Below are 19,067 nucleotides of genomic sequence, written 5' to 3' on the forward strand. Positions count from 1 at the left end.
ATGACGATGTCCGGGGGCGAGGCCAAACGCATCGCCGTGATCGGAGGCGGGATATCCGGCCTTTCGGCGGCATGGCTGTTGTCCGGCCGCCACGAGGTCACCCTCTATGAAGCCGCGCCCCGGCTGGGCGGCCACAGCCTGACGGTGGACGCCAGGGTGGGCGCCGCGTCGGCCGCGGTCGACATGGGCTTCATCGTGTACAACGAGCTGACCTATCCCAATCTCAGCGCCCTCTTCGCCCACCTCGGGGTCGCCACGCGATCCACGGACATGTCCTTCGCGGTGTCGCTCGACGACGCGGCGGTGGAATACGGCGGCGTCGGCCTGGCGCCCCTCCTGGGCCGCCCGTCCAACCTGATGCGGCCGCGCTTCTGGTCGATGCTGCGCGACCTGGTCCGCTTCTACCGCGAGGCGCCGACCGACCGTCCGGCGCTCGCCGACGAGGTGACGCTCGGCGACTACCTCGATGCGCGCGGCTATGGCGCCGCCTTCCAGGACGACCACCTGCTTCCCCAGGCGGCGGCCATCTGGTCGGCGCCGATCGAGACGATCCGGGACTTTCCCGCCGCGGCGTTCATCCGCTTCTTCGAGAACCACGGCCTGCTGAAACTGGTGGGCCGTCCGGCGTGGCGCACGGTCGAAGGCGGCAGCCGGGCCTATGTGGAGCGTCTGGCGGCGCCCCTGGGTGACCGGGTCCGGACCGGAGCCGCCGTCCGCTCGGTCCGCCGCGACGGCGAAGGTGTCTGGGTCTCCGACACCCGCGGCGTCAGCGACCGGTTCGACGCGGTGGTGATCGCCAGCCACGCGCGCGAGGCGCTCGGCATGCTGCATCAGCCGACGGCCCGCGAGCGCAGCCTGCTTGGCGCGTTCGGCTATGCCCGCAACCTCGCGGTGCTGCACACCGACGTCCGCCTCATGCCCAGGCGCCCGGCCGTCTGGTCGGCGTGGAACTACCTGGGCGCCCTGGACGCCGAGGGTCGTCGGCGGCTCTGTGTGACCTATTGGATGAACCTGCTGCAGGGCCTCCAGACGCCGCGGCCGCTGTTGGTGACGCTGAATCCGGTGACGGCGCCCGATCCCGGCCAGGTGATCGCCACCGAGGTGTTCGACCATCCGGTGTTCGACCGCCCCGCCCTTGAGGCCCAGCGCCAGCTCTGGTCGCTGCAGGGCGAGGGCGGCGTCTGGTTCTGCGGCGCGCATTTCGGCGCCGGCTTCCACGAGGATGGCCTGCAGGCCGGCCTCGCCGTCGCCGAGGCGCTCGGCGGGGTCCGCCGGCCCTGGAGCGTCCCGGACGAGTCCGGGCGGATCTCACCTCACGCGGCGCCTCCCCAAGGCCATGGCCGCGTGACGGCGCAAGCGCCCGTATCGCGCCTCTACAACGGCGTCGTCGCGCACACGCGCCTGCGCCCGCGCCGGCACCGTCTGCGCCGCCGGATCCCTTCGTTCTCGTCGACCTGGACGAGCTGCCGGACCTCGGCCTTCCGCTGTTGGCCGTCGACCGGTTCGGGCCGCTGTCCATCGAGGCGCGGCACCACCTCAGGGGCGACGGCGCGCCGCTCAAGCCGCAGGTCGAACAGCGCCTGCGCGACGAGGGGCTCCCGACCGGCGGCCCCATCCGCCTGCTGTGCATGCCGGCGGTGTTTGGTCAGGTGTTCAATCCGCTCAGCATCTACTTCTGCCACGCCCGTGACGGCGCTCTCTCGGCCATCGTCTACGAGGTGAACAACACCTTCGGCGGGCGGCACTGCTATGTGCTGCCGGCGGACCCGGGGTCGACGGTGAGCCAGAGCTGCGCCAAGACCTTCCATGTGTCGCCGTTCCTCGACATGGACCTCTCCTACGCCTTCCGGATCACGCCGCCGGGGAGACGGGTGGGCGTCACGATCCGCGTCTACGACCGGCAGGGACTGTTGCTGGCCGCCTCCTTCGCCGGCGTCGGCGAGCCGCTGACCAACCGGTCGCTGGCCCGCGTGCTGCTGCGCCATCCGCTCTTGATGCTGGAGGTGCTCGGCGCCATCCATTGGGAGGCGCTGAAGATGCTGCTCAAGGGCATCCGCCTCAGTCCCAAGCCCGCACACGGCGTCGGCTCAGGCTTGACATAACGATATAAAGATATCTTTATATGGCCCATGAAGCTCTCGGCGGGCCAGGCTGTTGACGTGCTGCGCGCGGCGGGCGAGCCGTCGCGCCTGCGCATCCTGGCGCTGCTGGCCCGCGAGGAGCTCGCGGTGCTCGAGCTCTGCCGGGTCCTGGACCAGAGCCAACCCCGCGTCTCGCGCCACCTGAAGCTGCTGGCCGAGGCCGGCCTCGTCGAACGGTTTCCCGACGGCGCGTGGGTCTTCTACCGCCTGAGGGGCGCAGGGCAAGCCGGCGAAGTGGTGGCGGACCTGCTGGACCGCATCGACCCGGCCGATCCCGTCTTGGTCCGCGACGCCGAGCGGCTCACCGCTGTGCGCGCCGAGCGCGCCGACGCGGCGTCCGAATACTTCGCCCGCAACGCCGCCCGCTGGGACGAGATCCGCTCGCTCTACGTCTCCGAGAAGGACGTGGAGACGGCGATCCTGAAGGCGGCGGGCCAGGGGCCCTTCCGCCGGCTCGTCGACCTCGGCACCGGGGCCGGCCGGATGCTGACCCTGCTCGGCCCGCACGCCGACCAGGCGCTCGGCCTCGACCTCTCCCAGCAGATGCTGAACATCGCCCGCAACCAGGTGGCCGAGGCCGGCCTGGAGGGCTGCGAGCTGCGCCATGGCGACATCTTCGGCACCCGCCTGCCCGACGCCAGCGCCGACCTCGTCGTCGTCCACCAGGTGCTGCACTACCTCGCCGACCCGGCCGCCGCCGTGAAGGAGGCCGCCCGCCTCGTCGCGCCCGGCGGCAAGCTCCTGATCGTCGACTTCGCGCCGCACAACCTGGAGTTTCTGCGAGAGCAACATCAACACCGTAGGTTGGGCTTCTCCGACGCCGAGATGGCCCGCTGGCTGGCTGACAACACCCTCGTCCATGTTCACGTCGAAGCCCTGCCCCCGCCCGCGAAGGCGGCCTGACCGTCAAGATCTGGGCCGCCGAGACGACCCGCCAGCCGCAGAGGACCGCCGCATGACCGCGCTTGGCCCCATCGCCCGCGCCGGCGTGGGCGGCCGCCCCCGCCCGAACATCTCCTTCGAGTTCAGTCCGCCGAAGACCCCCGAGGCCGAGGTGAGCCTGTGGGAGGCCATCCGCCGCCTGGAGCCGCTCGGCCCCTCCTTCGTCTCCGTGACCTACGGCGCCGGCGGCTCGACGCGGGACCGCACCCACCGGACCGTGCTGCGGATGCTCTCCGAGACCACCCTGAAGCCGGCGGCGCACCTGACCTGCGTCGAGGCCTCCCGCGCCGAGGTGGACGAGGTGATCCGGGACTACTGGGACGCCGGCATCCGCCACATCGTCGCCCTGCGCGGCGATCCGCCCGGCCAGATCGGCGGCGCCTACGCGCCCCGCGCCGACGGCTACCGCAACGCGACCGAGCTCACCGCCGGCATCAAGGCCATCGGCGACTTCGAGGTCAGCGTCGGCCTCTATCCGCAGGTCCATCCCGAGAGCAGCGGCATCGACCACGACATCGACGTCCTGAAGGCCAAGATCGACGCCGGCGCGACCCGGGCGATCACCCAGTTCTTCTTCGACATCGACGGCTTCCTGCGGTTCATGGACCGCGTCCGGAAGGCGGGCGTGACCATTCCGATCTCGCCCGGGATCATGCCGGTCACCAACTACAAGGGCCTGAAGAAGATGGCCGGGCCGATCGGCATCGCCCTGCCGCAGTGGCTGGAGAACCTGTTCGAGGGCCTGGACAAGGACCCCGAGACCCGCAGGCTGATCGCCGCCTCCATCTCGACCGAGATGTGCGCCCGCTTGGCCGAAGAAGGCTTCTCCGACTTCCACTTCTACACCCTGAACCGCGCCGACCTGACCTACGCCATCTGCCGGGTGCTGGGCGTGCGCGAGACCGAGCCTGAACCGAAGGAAGCTGCGGCATGACCCGCCAGGAACGCATCGCGGCGCTGAAGGCGGCCGCCAGGGAGCGCGTGCTGATCCTTGACGGGTCGTGGGGTGTGATGATCCAGAAGCGCGGCCTCGATGAAGCCGACTACCGCGGCGATCGCTTCCCGTCGGCGCCGGGCCAGCTGAAGGGCAACAACGACCTGCTCTGCCTGACGCGGCCGGACATCATCGCCGACCTGCACGATCAGTATTACGCGGCCGGCGCCGACATCTCCGAGACCAACACCTTCTCGGCGACCAGCATCGGCCAGGCCGAGTACGGCATGGAGGCGGCGGTCCGCGACATTAACTTCGAGGGCGCGCGGATCGCCCGCGCCCGGGCCGACGCCTGGACCGCCAGGGAGCCGGAGAAGCCGCGGTTCGTGGCTGGCTCGATCGGGCCGCTGCCGGTGATGCTGTCCATGTCCTCGGACGTGAACGATCCCGGCGCGCGCAAGGTGACCTTCGAGCAGGTCTATGAGGCCTACATGGAACAGGTGCGGGCGCTGCACGAGGGCGGCGTCGACATGTTCCTGATCGAGACCATAACCGACACCTTGAACTGCAAGGCCGCGATCAAGGCGATCCTCGACCTCGAGGACGAGGGCTATGAGCCCCTGCCGATCTGGATCTCCGGGACCATCACCGACCGGTCAGGCCGGACCCTGTCGGGGCAGACGGTGGAGGCCTTCTGGAACTCGGTGAAGCACGCCAAGCCCTTCGCCGTGGGCCTGAACTGCGCCCTGGGCGCCGAACTGATGCGGCCGCACATCGCCGAGCTCTCGCGGGTCGCCGACACCCTGATCTCCGCCTATCCGAACGCAGGCCTGCCCAACGCCATGGGCGAATACGACGAGACCCCGGATCAGACGGGCCACATGCTGCACGAGTGGGCCGAGCACGGCCTGGTCAATATCCTGGGCGGCTGTTGCGGTACGACGCCGGACCACATCCGACATGTGGCCGACGAGGTCCGTGGCCTGAAGCCGCGGCAGATCCCGGAGCGTCCCACGGCCATGCGGCTGGCGGGCCTGGAGCCGTTCGAGCTCGCGTGATGAAAGCCCCCGACTGGTACGAGGCGTGGTGCGAGGACGCGTTCGCGGCCTTCACCGCCAAGCAGACTGCGATCACCGAAGCCTTCCGGCTGAACGACTGGGAGCGGTACGACTACGAGGCCGACCGGGGGTACCTGGTGTTCTCCGACGCTGGCGGTGCGCGGGTCGTGGCCGAGATCCAGGTGCTGGGAACGACCGGCGACGATGGCTGGACGTGGGCGTGGGCGCAGCCGGAGTGGCCGCTGCAGAGCGTCGGCGCGGCGGAGACGGTCCGGGCGTTCGGCGAGCAGAACGGCATCGAGGAGCTGAACACCGAGCGCCTGACCACCACCGACGACCTCGACGGCGTCGGCTGGATGCTGGCCGCCATCGCCACGCGGATCGTCGGAGCCGAGGGCGCCTACCGAACCCCGCAGGGGCTCTTCCTGCTGATCACGTCCCTCAGGTTTGTGAGCTGAATGCGACCCATCTTCGTCAACGTCGGCGAGCGGACCAACGTCACCGGTTCGGCCAAGTTTCGGAAGCTGATCGCCGAGGGGAACTATCCCGAGGCGCTGAGCGTCGCGCGCCAGCAGGTCGAGGCGGGGGCGCAGGTCATCGACGTGAACATGGACGAGGGTCTTCTCGACTCGGTCCAGGCCATGCGGACGTTCCTGAATCTCGTGGCGGCGGAGCCGGACATCGCCCGGGCCCCGGTGATGATCGACAGCTCCAAGTGGGAGGTCATCGAGGCTGGGCTTCAGTGCGTACAAGGACGATCCATCGTCAACTCGATCAGCCTGAAGGAGGGCGAGGCGAAGTTCGTCGAGCAGGCGAAGAAGTGCCTGCGCTACGGGGCGGCGGTGGTGGTCATGGCCTTCGACGAGGTCGGGCAGGCCGACACCCAGGACCGCAAGTTCGAGATCTGCCAGCGGGCGTACCGTATACTGACGGAAAGGGTCGGCTTCCCGGCCGAGGACATCATCTTCGACCCCAACATCTTCGCCGTGGCGACCGGGATCGAGGAGCACGACAACTACGCGGTGGACTTCATCGAGGCGACGCGGCGGATCAAGGCCGAGCTGCCGCACGCGCGCGTCTCGGGCGGGGTCTCGAACGTCTCGTTCAGCTTCCGGGGCAACGAGCCGGTGCGCCGGGCGATTCACTCCGTGTTCCTCTACCACGCGATCGCGGCGGGCATGGACATGGGCATCGTCAACGCCGGCGACCTGCCGGTCTATGACGACATCGACCCGGAGCTGCGCGAGGCGGTCGAGGACGTGATCCTCAATCGGCCGCAGCGCCATCCGGAGATGACCAACACCGAGCGGCTGGTGGAGCTGGCGCCGAAGTACAAGGGCCAGAAGGGCGAGGCCAAGGGGCCGAGCCTGGAGTGGCGCGACGCGCCCGTGGCCAAGCGCCTGGCCCACGCCCTGGTCCACGGCGTCACCGACTTCATCGAGGCCGACACCGAGGAGGCGCGCAGCCAGGCCGAGCGGCCGCTGCACGTTATCGAAGGTCCGCTGATGGACGGGATGAACGTGGTCGGCGACCTGTTCGGCGCGGGCAAGATGTTCCTGCCGCAGGTGGTGAAGTCGGCCCGGGTGATGAAGCAGGCCGTCGCCTACCTGATGCCGTTCATGGAGGCCGAGAAGGAAGGCCAGGCGCGGCAGAGCGCCGGCAAGATCCTGATGGCCACCGTCAAGGGCGACGTCCACGACATCGGCAAGAACATCGTCGGCGTGGTCCTGCAGTGCAACAACTACGAGGTCGTCGACCTGGGCGTCATGGTCCCGGCCGACCGGATCCTCGACGAGGCCAAGGCCCACAACGTCGACATGGTCGGCCTGTCGGGCCTGATCACGCCCAGCCTCGACGAGATGGCCTTCGTGGCCGGCGAGATGGAGCGGCGCGGCTTCACGATCCCGCTGCTGATCGGCGGCGCCACCACGTCCAAGACCCACACGGCGGTGAAGATCGCCCCGCAGTACAAGGCCGGCTCGACGACCTATGTGCTGGACGCCAGCCGGGCGGTGGGGGTGGTCTCGAACCTGCTCTCGCCCACCGAGCGCGAGCGGTTCACTGCCGAGACCAAGGCCGAGTACCAGAAGGTCCGCGAGCAGTACGCGCGCGGCCAGGGGAACCGGGCCCGGGCGACGATCCAGGAGGCGCGGGACAACGCCTTCACCCCGGACTGGACGGCCTACGACCCGCCGAAGCCTTCGTTCCTCGGCACACGGACGTTTGCGCCCTACGACCTCAACGAGCTGCGCCGCCACATCGACTGGACGCCGTTCTTCGCGAGCTGGGAGCTGGTCGGCCGCTATCCGCAGATCCTCGAGGACGATGTGGTCGGCAAGGCCGCCACCGACCTCTTCGAGGACGCGCAGCGGATGCTCGACCGGATCATCCAGGAGGGCCTGCTGGAGGCCCGCGGCGTGGTCGGCTTCTGGCCGGCCAACGCCGACGGCGACGACATCGTTCTCTATGCGGACGAGACCCGTGGGGCGGAGGTCGGCCGGCTGCACAGCCTGCGCCAGCAGATGCTGAAGTCGGGCGACGGGGCCAATGTGGCGCTCGCCGACTTCGTGGCCCCGGTGGGGACCAAGCCCGACTATGTGGGCGGCTTCGCGGTCACCGCCGGGATCGGCGAGCTGGAGCGGGCGGCGGAGTTCAAGGCGGCCGGCGACGACTATTCGGCGATCCTGTTCACGGCGCTGGCCGACCGGCTGGCCGAGGCGTTCGCGGAGGCGCTGCACCGGAAGGTCCGCACCGAGCTCTGGGGCTATGCGCCGGACGAGGCGTTCGACATCGAACGCCTGATCGCCGAGGACTACCGCGGCATCCGCCCGGCCGCCGGCTATCCGGCCCAGCCGGACCACACCGAGAAGGCGACGCTGTTCCGCCTGCTGGACGCCCCGGCCGCGACCACCCTGCAGCTCACCGAGAGCTTCGCCATGACCCCGCCGGCGGCGGTCTCCGGCCTCTACTTCGGCCACCCCGAGGCGCACTACTTCGGCGTCGGCCGCATCGAGCGCGACCAGGTCGAGGACTACGCCCGCCGCAAGAGCTGGGACGTGAAGACCGCCGAGCGGTGGCTGGCGCCGATCCTCAACTACGAGCCGGCGTGACCGCCTCCGGCCGCCGCGCCCCCGAGGGCCGGCTGCTGCTGGCGTTCGGCGCGGCGTCGCTGGCGGCCGTGGCCATGGGCGCCGTGACCTGCCAGGCAAGCGGCGTCCCGGCCGCGCTGTGGATGCGCAACCTCGCCGCCTGGGCGCTCGGGGCCGCGGCCGCCGCGGCCCTGGCGCGGGCGCCGCTCCGGCCGCTGCTGGCGGCGGCGCCCTGGCTGGCGGCGGTGCTGCTCGCCGCCAGCTTAGCCGGTCCCGGCCAGCTCGGCGTGCACCGCTGGGTGCAGGCGGGCCCCGTGAGCCTCAACGCCGCCCTGCTGGCGCTGCCCGCCGCCGTGGCGGCCCTGGCCGGCGCGCCCTCCGCCCGGCGATGGGCGCCGCTGATGGCTGGCCTAAGCCTCCTGGTCCTGCAACCCGACGCCTCGCAGGCGACCGCGCTCGCCGCGGTGCTGGCGCTGGTCGCCGTCGCCGCCGCGCCCGGACGCACCGCCCGCTGGGGCCTGGCCGCGCTCTGCGCCGGCCTCGCCACGCTCGCCTGGCTCCGGCCCGATCCCCTGCCGCCGGTGCCGGAAGTGGAGCAGGTCCTGGCGCTGGCCTTCGCGGTCTCGCCGTGGCTCGCCGCCGCGACCTTCGCCGCCATCGCCCTGGCGGCGGCCGCGCCGGCGGTGCTCGCGCGGCGGGCCGGCGGCGGGGCCGGGCTCGCGGGCGCTGCGCTCAGCCTGTGCCTGGGCGTGTGGGCGCTCGCGCCGTTCGTGGGGGGCGTTTCCGGTCCCGTTCGCGGGCGTGGGCGTGAGCCCGATCCTCGGCGCCTGGCTGGGGGTGGGGGTGCTGGCGGCGGTGGTGCGCGCCGATCCTCGACTGCGAGCGGGGACAGGGGGCGTCCGGCGCGACGCGTCCTAGCCGTCCGCGGCGGGCCGGGCGGCGCGGAGCGCGCGGTTCTCCGCCTCCAGCTCGGCGAGGCGCGCCTGCAGGGGCTGCAGCGCCACGGCGAGCTCGGCCTCGGTGAAGCGCGGCGTGATGTGCTGCGGGCAGTTCCAGTCGAAGGCGGCCAGCCGCAGGCGGTAGATCCGCTCGACGCGGGCGCGATAGTCCGGGGCCGCCACGGCGTCGGCGAGGTTCGGCTCCGCGTCGACCGCCAGGATCTCCACATGCGCATAGACCTTCAGCCGGGCGCGGTTCGGATAGTCCATCAGGATGAGACAGGCGCGGTCGTTCGCCGCGAGGTTGCCGGTGCTGATGTACTGGCGGTTGCCGCGGTAGTCGGCGAAGGCGAGCGTCCGGTCGTCGATCACCCGCAGGAAGCCGGCCGGGCCGCCCCGGTGCTGCACATAGGGCCAGCCGGTCTCCGACACCGAGGCCATGTAGAAGCTATCGCGCGCGGTGATGAACGCCGTCTCGGCCTCGGTGAAGCGGTCGAAGCTGCGCTCGCCGGTGAAGGTCCGCCAGACACGGTCCGCGCCCATCGCCGCCTGGGCGGCCTGGACGCTCGGCGTGATCGCGATGTCGAGAAAGCCATAGGGCATGGGCGGCTCCGGGAGGACGGCGACGACGTCCGGCGGAGTCATAGCAGGTCGGAGCGGGGGCGGGCGGGCGGCTGGACCGGGAGCGCGCGGGGGGCTCGCGGCGCTGGGGCGGGCGTTGCGGAGGTTGTCGTTCGGCGGGGGGCTTCGGGCGGCCGCGTGTGGCTGGATGTGGGTGGTTACTCCTGGCTGAAGTTTGGAAGATCCGCTCCCAGGCAGACCCACAGCTTCCGGGAAGCGGACCTCCTCACCGGCCGCAATGGGTGGTGAGCGGTCGTCGGCTCGTTGTCCGCGATCAGACCGCGGCCGCGATCATGCGGAGGTCAAAATCCGGACAATGACCCGGCTACTGGAATTTCACTTTGCGCTTGGGATTGGCTTGTCGGTCATTCCGTTTGGACGGCTACTAGGTGACGATGCGGCCCGATGACTATGACCCAGAGCCCTTCCGGCAATTTCAAGCCGGATACGGGAAGCTAGCCCTAGCGCTGATCCCCTTCACCGCGGCTATTGCGCCGGTCTTCCGAGACGACCTTGAAGGGAAGATCGTTGGCTTCGCAGGCTCATTAGTCCTGCTCGTGACCGTTCTGGTCTTACTGTTCGGACGGCGCGGCTGAACGCTCGGCCTTCCGTCACCTCTGGACCAAAGGCGACTTTCCAAAGGTCAGCGGCGGGTGAAAAACAGACTGCCGTAGAGACATAAGACCGCCACACCGCGCTGACATTGGCACCGGCTTGCGGAGGGCTACCGGTCATGGCGGGAGCGTTTGTTATCGCAGGGCTTCTCGCGGCACAAAGTGGCCTAGCCGCGCCTCGCGTAGCACCCGGAAGCCTGACGGACCCCGCCGCCCGGCAGGGACTTGAGCATCTCGAAGCAGTGGTCCAACTCAGGTGTCGGCTCACCGCCGAGGGAGGGCTTCAGGAATGTGAGGTCCTTAGCGAGACCCCACCCAACGCCGGGTTTGGGGCGACTGCCCTCGAACTCGTCCCGAAGATGAAAATGAACATGAAGAGGCCCCCCCACCAAGGGAGCTCCCAAACTTCCGGTCGCGGGCGATACGGTCGTCGTCCCAATCCGATTTAAGATTCCGCCCCGTCCCGTCGAATAGGCGAGACCCACATGAGGGTCAGCAATGGGTCGAAAGCGGAAGTTGACGCTACGCCGGGAAGCGGACGTTCCGTCTACCCACCTCGGAGCCGACGGTCCGAACTTCAGCAGGGAGTGGAAAGCCACCGTTCGGCTAGGCGTGCGGGCACTCGAGAGCCAGCTGGCGGTGACGCCGGCACCCTTGGGCGGGGGAAACCTGGGCGGCGGGATAACCGATCGCGCACCGAAGTCGTCGACCCCGTGCGATCAGCGGCGCGCTCCGGGGATGCGCACGCGTCCCAAGTTCGCCGCCTTGCGACGATTACGGGCGGCGACTCGCCACGACGTCATCCAGATGATGCGCCGCGGAAGACATCGTCGTGAAGTTAGGGAACGCTTAGCCATCATTTTGCGTATTGGCCGACATGTGCCGGGGCCGCGTTCTCATCGTCGAAGACGAATTTCTCGTCGCCGCAGACGTCGAAGCGGCGTTGGCGGAGCTGGGATTTGAAACGGTCGGGATCGCCCCTGACACGCAAGCGGCCCTTTCGCTTGCCGCGGCGAAGCCGGATGTCGCCATCGTCGACATCCATCTCCGGGACGGACCGACAGGTCCTGCAATCGCGCAGCGGCTGGTCGAGGATTTCGGAGTGCCGGTCCTGTTCGTGACGGCAAACCCGAACATCCTGCCACGGGCGTCGGCGACCGGAATTCTCGGCGTGCTGGGAAAGCCCTGCCGTGAAGAGGTCATAGGTGCGGCCCTGGACTACATTCTAGCGTCTCAGAACGGAGAGCCTGCCGATCCCCCAGAGGATCTGCAGCTCTTCTCAGCTGCCTGATCGATCCTCACGGTGTAGCCGCTCGGCAAGGACCGACACCTCGACGCGCAGTCCGTCGCGCTCCCATATCCGGTCGAACCTTCCGCCGAGCTGCTGCTCGACGCTCAGCTGAGCGAGCCGTGTGCCGAAGCCGAGCCGCTCCGGCTCTCTCTCAATCTCGGGTCCGCCGGCCTCCTGCCAGACCATGCCGATCGAGCCTCCGCTCAAGGTAAGCGTGACATCGACCCTCCCGGCCTCGGAGCTGAGGGCCCCATACTTCGCCGCGTTGGTCGCCAGCTCGTGGAACAATAGGGCCATGGGCGTGGCCCCACGATCGTCGATGGGAACATCGTCTCCGGAGACGCGAATGCTGCCGGCGTCGAAGGCAGGGTAAGGACGGAAGATCTCCGTCAGCAGCCCCTGCAGGGTCGACGCGCCGAGTATGGGGCGCGATGTCTCGCTGTGGGGACGCGCAAACTCATGGGCGCGACCCAGAGCGGCGATCCGGTCCTGAAGGCTTTTCGCATAGGGACGGACGGAGGGGTCGCTGCGGCTCGAGATGCCGATCAGCCCCGAAATTACGGCGAAAATGTTCTTGATCCGGTGACTTAGCTCGCGGTTGAGCAGTTCGTTCTGTTCCGCTGCCTTCTTCGCGTCGTCGATGTCTGTGCAGGTGCCGATCCACCTCACGATAGCCCCGACATCGTTCCGGACGGGCAGGGCCCGCCCAAGCGTCCAACGGTATTCGCCGGAACGGTGGCGAAGCCGATACTCGATCTCATACGGCGCGCCGGTCGAGAGGCTGTGGCGCCAATGGGCCCAGGCTCTCTCCTGATCGTCTGGATGGAACATCCCGTTCCAGGCTTCGCCATCGGTCGAGCCGGCAGGAACGCCTGTGAACTCATACCAGCGCGCATTGTAGTAGTCGTGAAATCCGTCTGGACGTGTCGACCAAACCATCTGTGGCATGGCGTCTGTGAGCACTTGCAGCTGTGCGCGGCTCTCGAGAAGCGCAACGGCGTCGTCAGCCAGATCGTTTTGCCAAGGCGCCTCCAGCGCTCCAGCGCCTGTGGCGTTCGCCGGTTCACTACCGTCAGTGCTCAGGGAATGAATCCTTCAGCGTTTGGACCCGGTCCAGGTGGCAGACTAAGCAGGCGCTGGTAGGCCCAAAAAGCTATCAAAGAGCATAGTCCCGACATTGGTTGCGCCGCCACACGCACGGCGCAGGTTTTTAAGGTGCGGCGGATTTGCCAATGAGGCGGCGTCGGCCGGCTTCGGCTTGCGGGCGGGGGCAGGCCGGCGCTTCTGGCGGCGCCCGTGCCCTATCAACGAGCCCAAGTTTTTGACAAACCCGTAGTCACTACGGGCGTTGTCACCCTGCCGCATCGAGCGCAGTCAAGGTCGCATGACGGCCAGTGGCCAATACCTCTGCTTGGCGCAAGCCCTGCGTGGACTGACAAACCAGGCGCAGAAAGAAGAGCTACTGCGACTGCGCAAGCGTGGCTGGCGCTCGCTCAGAAGGCTGCAACGTCGAAGGGAACGGGTGGAGTTAGATGGCCTCGCACCTCGATAGAGAACGCTTCCTGGAGCTAGCCTACGACATGGCGCAGCTTGCGGAAGAGGCCCGGACACCCGAGGACAGGGATGAGTTGCTGCAACTTGCCAAATACTGGCGCGAACGTGCAGATCAGCTGGCCCCCGCGGACAGGCGCTCAGCAAACCGCAAACTCAAAAGCGGAAAATTGGGTCGGGCCGCACCGTGAGCGCACGCCGGAAGTTCTTCCAGCCGTTCGGCCCGGTGTCAAAGCGGGTCGGAAGCTCGTCTGACACTCGACTACCCGGAGTTATCGGACCCAGGCTGTCACCCGCCAGGCGCCCATCGCGTTAGACGACCGGAGCGCGAGCAGCGCTGTGCTGCGAGTGATCGGCCGCGCTCTTGGAGGCGCGCGACACAACCGCCACCTGCATGCGGAGGCCCGCTCTCGGGCCCAGTGAGAAGGTCCGCTGCTCGCATAGCTGACGATCACACCCTCCATCCTGCCGCCCCCGCCCCGGCGCGCGGCGGACGCGCTCACTCGTGGCGGGCGAACACGGCGGTCCGGCCGCTTCGGTCCAGGAGGAGCAGGGTGTTGTAGGGCTCCTTGTCGCCGCGCGGCGTCTCCATGCCAGGCGACCCCAGGGGCATGCCGGGCGCCAGGATGCCGAGCGCCTTCGGCCGCTCCCGCAGCAGGCGCTCGACGTCCGGCGCCGGCACATGGCCTTCGACCACGTAGGTCCCGACGAGGGCGGTGTGGCAGGAGGACAGGGCGAAGGGGACGCCATGCCGTTCGCGAACGGGCGCCAGGTCTTCGAGCTCGACCACATCGGCCTTGAACCCCGCGCGTCGCATATGGTCGATCCAGCCGGTGCAGCAGCCGCACCAGGGCGTCTTGTAGACCGTCAGGGCGCGGGCCGGCGCCGCGCAGGCGCCGCCGGCGAGAAGCATGGCGGGCGCGGCGAGCAACAGGCGGCGACGGGCGAGGCGAGCTTCGGTCAACATGATCCTTCCATTACGCGCGGGCGGCGACCTTCCCTGACATGGGGACCCGCCGCGCGTTCGCCAGGGATTGAGAGCGGCGCGCCGGGCAGCGCTTCGATCGTTCGGCCGCTTGCCTGACAGTCTCGCAATAGCAGACGCCTACGAAGATCGGCTGCCGACGCCTTCGCAGCGAACGCGCCCACAGACGCCCGATGATTTTCTGTGTGGTTCCCGCAGCCGCCGTTCTCCGGAGACACGGGTCAGTACCGAAGCCTGCGGCGCAGCTCCAGCGCGCGCCGGAGGCCGACCGGACGTCGGCTTCGCGGGACGTTCGGGGTCGGCGCTTCGCGGCCTCGAGTGAAGGGCGCGGCCGTCACTCGTCTTCGTCGGCTTCGTCCATGAGGTCGTTGAAGGCGTCGATGACCCGGTCGAGCTGTTCGGCGGAGCTCGCGAACTCGGTGACCTCGCCCTCGTCGTCGGTGAGCCGGAGCACGAAGTCGTTGGTGCGGATCTCGATGGTGAAGTTCGACAGTTGCTTCATGGCGGGCTCCCTGGGCATCGCGGCTCATAGCAACCCGCGGGGCTCCCGATCCAGTCGGTCGGCGGGCATCATGATCCGGCGGCGCGGGCGCCGTCGGGGATGGTGGGCCTTCGAACCCGATCGACGTATCCTCCAGGGGAGACGACGACATCGGCCCGAGCGTCTCGGCGAGCCGGAGGAGGTGGCGGTGGGGGACCATGGCGTGCGCGTCGCGGAGGCGGCGGAGCGGGGAGCGGTGCTCGACGCGCTGATGCTGGCGTTCAGCGGCGATCCCTGCCTGCGCTATGTGCTGGATACGCCGGAGAAGCTGCTGAAGGGCTTCCATGCCTTCGCCGGCGGGATGGGCGGGGCGGCGCTGGACGAGGGCACGGCCTGGCTCGCGGAGGAGGGCGCCGCGGCCGCGCTGTGGCTGCCGCCGGGCGTGACCTCGGACCGCGAGGCGATGATGGCGGTGATCGGCGAGCTGGCGCGGGAGGCGAAGCTGCCGGTGCTGGGCGAGCTTGGCGAGACCATGGCGCGCTACCATCCCCAGGAGCCGCACTGGTATCTCGCGATGATCGGGGTCGACCCGGCGCGCCAGGGGCGGGGCTATGGGTCGGCGATCCTGCGGGAGTCGCTGCGGCGGTGCGACGAGGAGGGGGCGATCGCCTATCTCGAGAGCTCCAATCCGCGGAACGTGCCGCTCTACGAGCGGTGGGGGTTCGAGGTCATGGGCTTCGTCCAGCCCGGAGACTTCCCGGGGATCCATCCGATGGTGCGGCGGCCCAGGCGATAGCGGCCGGCGGCGCGGCGGTCAGCCCGTCTGCTTCTCCCCCGTCGCCCGCTCCACGGCGAAGGCGGCGGAGAAGCCGTGGACGACGGTGGAGACCAGGATGGCCATGGCGGCGATCGACCAGAGCCGGGCCTCGTCCTTCAGCTCGGCGTGGCTGCCGGCATAGGCCAGGTAGTAGATCGAGCCCACGCCGCGGACCCCGTAGAAGGCGACCACCAGCCGCTGGCGCAGGTTGAAGTCGGCGCCGACGAGCGACAGCAGGCCGACCGCCGGGCGGATCACGAAGATCAGCGCCAGGGCGATCAGCGCCGCGACCGGGTCGAAGGGCTGGACCAGGGCCGGCATGGCGGCGCCGAGGGCGATCAGCAGCATGGCGGTGAGCGCGTGCTCCACGGTCTCGGAGAAGTCGTGCAGGCGGACGTGGCAGGCGTGGTCGGATCCGACGCGCCGCAGGGTCACGCCGGCGATGAAGGCCGCGATGAAGCCGTAGCCCTCGGCGAGCTCGGTCAGGCCGTAGGCGACGAACACGCCGGCGAGCGCGAAGACCCCGGCCTGGGTCTCGGCGAGCGCGTTGCGGCGCGGGATGCCGAAGAGGATCTTTCCCAGCAGCCAGCCGACCGCGACCCCGCAGGCCCCGCCCATCAGGATCCGGTAGGCGAGGTCGCGCCAGGCCCACTCCAGGGCGAGGTCGGGGGTCAGGGTCGCGGCGGCGGCCACTGCCAGGCCGAGATGGACGAAGGGGAAGGCCAGGCCGTCGTTGAGCCCGGCCTCGGCGGTGAGGGTGAAGCGCACCGGGTGCTCGCCGCCCTCGGTGGGCCGACCCACCTGGACGTCGCCGGCGAGCACCGGGTCGGTGGGCGAGAGGACTGCGCCCAGCAGCAGGGCGCCGGCCAGCGTCATGCCGGCGGCCTGCCAGCCGAGCGCGGCGACGCCGAGGATGGTCAGCGGCATGCCGATGACCAGCAGCCGGAGGGTCGGGCCCCAGCGCGGCAGGTTGGCGATCCGGTCGAGCCTGAGGCCCACGCCGAACAGGCCGACGATGACGCAGAGCTCGCTGGCGATCTCCCAGGGGCGGGCGGCGGTCACCGGGCTGATCGCCTCGGGCAGGCCCTCGACCCAGCCGAACAGCAGCCAGCCCAGGCCGATCAGCAGGGCCGAGGCGGCGGGCTCGCGGCCGGAGAAGAACCTGGGCAGCCAGTAGGCGAGCAGGATCGCCGCGCCGAGCCCGGCCAGCAGCAGATGGTAGCCGGAAATCTCGAACACGCAGGCGCTCCCCTTCGGAAGCCATAGCGCGCGAGGCGGGCGGGAGTTCGCTGCCTTTCGAGGGCGGCCTCGACCCTGAGCGGGTCAGGGCCGGGGCTCGGCGCTTCGCGGCCGGCCCCGGGCAAGCGCGGAGGCGGTCCCGACGTCAGCGGATGCGGCGGAAGATCAGCTTGTCGATCCGGCGTTCGTCCATGTCGACGACCTCGACCTCATAGGATCCCAGCCGCACCTTTTCCCCCTCGGTCGGGAAGCGGCCGAGGTGGTGCAGGACCATGCCCGCCACGGTATGGAAGGAGCCCTCCTGGAAGCTCTCCTGCAGCCGGTCGGACAGTTCCACGAGGTCCACGCGCCCGTCGACGAGGTACGAGCCGTCCTCCCGTTCCAGGATGGCCGCGCCCGGGGTGTCGTGGCTCTCCGGCAGATCGCCCGCGATCATCTCCAGCAGGTCGGTCGGCGTGATCACGCCCTCCAGCCCGCCGAACTCGTCGACGACGAAGGCCATATGCAGCCGGGACGACTTGAACTGTTCCAGGGCCCCCAGCAGGGAGGTCGTCTCCGGGATGTACAGCGGCTCCTTGGCGATCGCCCGCAGGTCCAGCGCGGCGCCGGCAAGCAGGGCGTCCGCGACGTCGCGCTTGTGCACGACGCCCAGCGGGCTGTCGAAGTCCTGGCCTGCGGCGAGCACGAAGCGCGAGTAGGGACAGGCCATCACCTCCTGGCGGATTACGTCTTCCGGGTCGTCCAGTGAGACCCAGTAGACTTCGGTGCGCGGCGTCATGGCGACCCGGACCGGCCGGTCGCCCAGGCGCATCACCTCGTGGATCATGGCTTCTTCCTGGGGCTCGATGACGCCGGCGCCGGTGCCTTCCGCCAGCACGCTCTCCACCTCCTCCTGGGTGACCGCGGAGCCGTCGCTGTCGCGCACCCGCAGCAGGCGCAGGACCGTCGCTGTCGAGAAGGTGAGCAGGGTGACGAAGGGCCCCATCAGCCTGGCCAGACCGGTCAGCGGGCGCGCGACCACGCCGGCGATCGCCTCGGGGTGGATGAGCGCGAGGCGCTTCGGGACGAGCTCGCCGAGGATGAGCGAGAAATAGGTCAGCAGGACCACGACGACCGCCGTGGCGATCTGTTCGGAGTAGGCGGCGAGGGCGGGGACGTCGCGCTCCAGGATGGCGTCGAGCTCGCCGGCGATCGTGGCCTGGCCGTAGGCGCCCGCCAGGATGCCGATCAGGGTGATCCCGACCTGCACGGACGACAGGAAACGGGTGGGGTCCTCGGCCAGGCGGAGCGCCGCCCGGGCCCCCCTTGTCGCCGCGCTCGGCCCGGGCCTGGAGCTTGGCCCTGCGCGAGGAGACCACGGCCAGTTCGGACATGGCGAAGACGCCGTTCAGCACCACCAGAAGGAGGACGACGGCGGAAGCAAGGAGGATCATGAACCTGGGCAGGTCGACGACGCCCGGTTGGCGCCTCGTTGCAGGAATAGAGCGTGGCGGGCGATCCGGCGACCGCCAAACGCAAGGCAATGCGGCCGGCGCCGCCTGCGGCGGCGCTTCGCGCCGAGCGCCTCCCCTGAAGGCGAGGGGGAGGCTCCGGTGTTCACCCGATGGGAGGACGCCGCGGCGCGCGGCCTGATCGGCGGCCTTGCGGAAGGAGCCGCCGAATGCCGACGCTGGTGGAAGCCGTACTGCTGACGCTCGGCGCCCTGTTCCCGATCATGAACCCGTTCTCGACGGCGCCGCTGTTCGTCTCGCTGAGCGCCGGGATGAGCCCGGAGAAGCAGCACCGCGAGGCGTTGCGGGGCTGTCTCTACGCCTTCGCGATCCTGGTGGGCTTCCTGCTGGTCGGGTCGTGGATCATCGACTTCTTCGGCATCTCGATCCCGGGCATCCGGGTGGCGGGCGGGCTGATCATCTCGACGGTGGGGTTCCGGATGCTGTTCCCGGCGCCGCCGGCCCCGGGCGCCGCGGACGGCGGGGCGGACGGGGGCGAGATCGCCTTCACGCCGATCGCCATGCCGAGCCTGGCGGGGCCGGGGTCGATCTCGGTGGTGCTGAGCTCGGCGGCGCAGATCCGCTCCACCCGGCCGGAGGACTGGGCGCTGATCTATGTGGGCGTGGTGCTGGGCATCGCCGCCTGCACGGCGATCTCGTTCGTCGTGCTCCGGGCGTCCACCCGGATGGTGACGTTCCTGGGCAAGAGCGGGCTAGACGCCATGACCCGGATCTTCGGCTTCCTGCTGATCTGCATCGGCATGCAGTTCCTGCTGTCCGGGGTGGACGCCTTCTTCGGGATCACCGGGGGAGCGCCAAGTTTGCCCCCATAGAGCCGTTCACTTAGGGCGATAGGGATTTTCACTTGGTCAGGCG

At 69.6% G+C, this 19,067-nt stretch carries 14 protein-coding genes and 3 pseudogenes; 11 read left to right on the forward strand and 6 right to left on the reverse strand.

Annotated elements, in window-relative coordinates:
- Positions 1-6 precede the first annotated feature (6 nt).
- The 7 genes and pseudogenes from LRS04_RS26830 to metH form a co-directional block, all read left to right on the forward strand.
- Positions 7-879, forward strand: a pseudogene (locus LRS04_RS26830) (NAD(P)/FAD-dependent oxidoreductase); the annotation flags it as partial.
- 608 nt (positions 880-1,487) lie between these two features.
- Complete coding sequence (locus LRS04_RS11625; protein ID WP_257816508.1) at positions 1,488-2,102, forward strand: DUF1365 domain-containing protein; 615 nt, start codon at positions 1,488-1,490, stop codon at positions 2,100-2,102.
- A gap of 27 nt (positions 2,103-2,129) precedes the next feature.
- Positions 2,130-3,100 (forward strand): annotated as a pseudogene (locus LRS04_RS11630) (ArsR/SmtB family transcription factor).
- A complete protein-coding gene (metF, locus tag LRS04_RS11635; protein ID WP_257816509.1) occupies positions 3,097-4,017 on the forward strand; it encodes a methylenetetrahydrofolate reductase [NAD(P)H] in 921 nt (306 codons plus the stop codon). The pseudogene LRS04_RS11630 and the gene metF overlap by 4 nt, the downstream one beginning before the upstream one ends.
- Entirely contained in the window at positions 4,014-5,075 is a 1,062-nt protein-coding gene (locus tag LRS04_RS11640; RefSeq protein ID WP_257816510.1) for a homocysteine S-methyltransferase family protein, read from the forward strand. Before metF ends, LRS04_RS11640 begins: the two co-directional genes overlap by 4 nt.
- The gene (locus LRS04_RS11645; protein ID WP_257816512.1) at positions 5,075-5,533 is read left to right on the forward strand and encodes a DUF6882 domain-containing protein; all 459 of its coding nucleotides are present in this window, start codon (positions 5,075-5,077) and stop codon (positions 5,531-5,533) included. The genes LRS04_RS11640 and LRS04_RS11645 overlap by 1 nt, the downstream gene beginning before the upstream one ends.
- Complete coding sequence (metH, locus tag LRS04_RS11650) at positions 5,534-8,185, forward strand: methionine synthase (protein WP_257816514.1); 2,652 nt, start codon at positions 5,534-5,536, stop codon at positions 8,183-8,185. It abuts the gene before it with no gap.
- Positions 8,186-9,078: 893 nt separating this feature from the next.
- Here metH and LRS04_RS11655 read toward each other — a convergent pair.
- Positions 9,079-9,705, reverse strand: coding sequence for a pyridoxamine 5'-phosphate oxidase family protein (locus LRS04_RS11655; protein WP_257816515.1), 627 nt, complete (start codon positions 9,703-9,705; stop codon positions 9,079-9,081).
- A 1,509-nt stretch (positions 9,706-11,214) separates the two neighbouring features.
- On the opposite strand from LRS04_RS11655, the gene LRS04_RS11660 reads away from it, so the two are divergent.
- Complete coding sequence (locus LRS04_RS11660; RefSeq protein WP_257816516.1) at positions 11,215-11,628, forward strand: response regulator; 414 nt, start codon at positions 11,215-11,217, stop codon at positions 11,626-11,628.
- Here the strand turns inward: LRS04_RS11660 and LRS04_RS11665 are convergent.
- Positions 11,617-12,720 carry a PAS domain-containing protein gene (locus LRS04_RS11665; protein WP_308238330.1) on the reverse strand — a complete coding sequence of 368 codons (1,104 nt, stop codon included), beginning with the start codon at positions 12,718-12,720 and terminating at the stop codon, positions 11,617-11,619. The two genes, LRS04_RS11660 and LRS04_RS11665, sit on opposite strands and share 12 nt — an antisense overlap.
- 440 nt (positions 12,721-13,160) lie before the next feature.
- On the opposite strand from LRS04_RS11665, the gene LRS04_RS11670 reads away from it, so the two are divergent.
- Positions 13,161-13,370 carry a hypothetical protein gene (locus LRS04_RS11670; protein ID WP_257816517.1) on the forward strand — a complete coding sequence of 70 codons (210 nt, stop codon included), beginning with the start codon at positions 13,161-13,163 and terminating at the stop codon, positions 13,368-13,370.
- A gap of 308 nt (positions 13,371-13,678) precedes the next feature.
- Here LRS04_RS11670 and LRS04_RS11675 read toward each other — a convergent pair whose 3' ends face one another.
- Positions 13,679-14,143, reverse strand: coding sequence for a DUF411 domain-containing protein (locus LRS04_RS11675; protein ID WP_308238126.1), 465 nt, complete (start codon positions 14,141-14,143; stop codon positions 13,679-13,681).
- A gap of 355 nt (positions 14,144-14,498) precedes the next feature.
- A complete protein-coding gene (locus LRS04_RS11680) occupies positions 14,499-14,666 on the reverse strand; it encodes a hypothetical protein (protein WP_257816518.1) in 168 nt (55 codons plus the stop codon).
- Positions 14,667-14,736: 70 nt separating this feature from the next.
- On the opposite strand from LRS04_RS11680, the gene LRS04_RS11685 reads away from it, so the two are divergent.
- Positions 14,737-15,441, forward strand: coding sequence for an N-acetyltransferase (locus LRS04_RS11685; RefSeq protein WP_257816519.1), 705 nt, complete (start codon positions 14,737-14,739; stop codon positions 15,439-15,441).
- An 18-nt stretch (positions 15,442-15,459) separates the two neighbouring features.
- Here the strand turns inward: LRS04_RS11685 and LRS04_RS11690 are convergent, their stop codons facing one another.
- Both LRS04_RS11690 and LRS04_RS11695 read right to left on the reverse strand, forming a co-directional pair.
- Entirely contained in the window at positions 15,460-16,701 is a 1,242-nt protein-coding gene (locus tag LRS04_RS11690; protein ID WP_257816521.1) for a sodium:proton antiporter, read from the reverse strand.
- 145 nt (positions 16,702-16,846) lie between these two features.
- Positions 16,847-18,134: pseudogene (locus tag LRS04_RS11695) on the reverse strand (hemolysin family protein).
- 227 nt (positions 18,135-18,361) lie between these two features.
- Here LRS04_RS11695 and LRS04_RS11700 point away from each other — a divergent pair.
- Positions 18,362-19,024 carry a MarC family NAAT transporter gene (locus tag LRS04_RS11700; RefSeq protein WP_257816522.1) on the forward strand — a complete coding sequence of 221 codons (663 nt, stop codon included), beginning with the start codon at positions 18,362-18,364 and terminating at the stop codon, positions 19,022-19,024.
- The last annotated feature ends 43 nt before the right edge of the window (positions 19,025-19,067 follow it).

It is taken from the genome of Phenylobacterium sp. J367 (assembly GCF_024699985.1).
Lineage (GTDB): Bacteria > Pseudomonadota > Alphaproteobacteria > Caulobacterales > Caulobacteraceae > Phenylobacterium.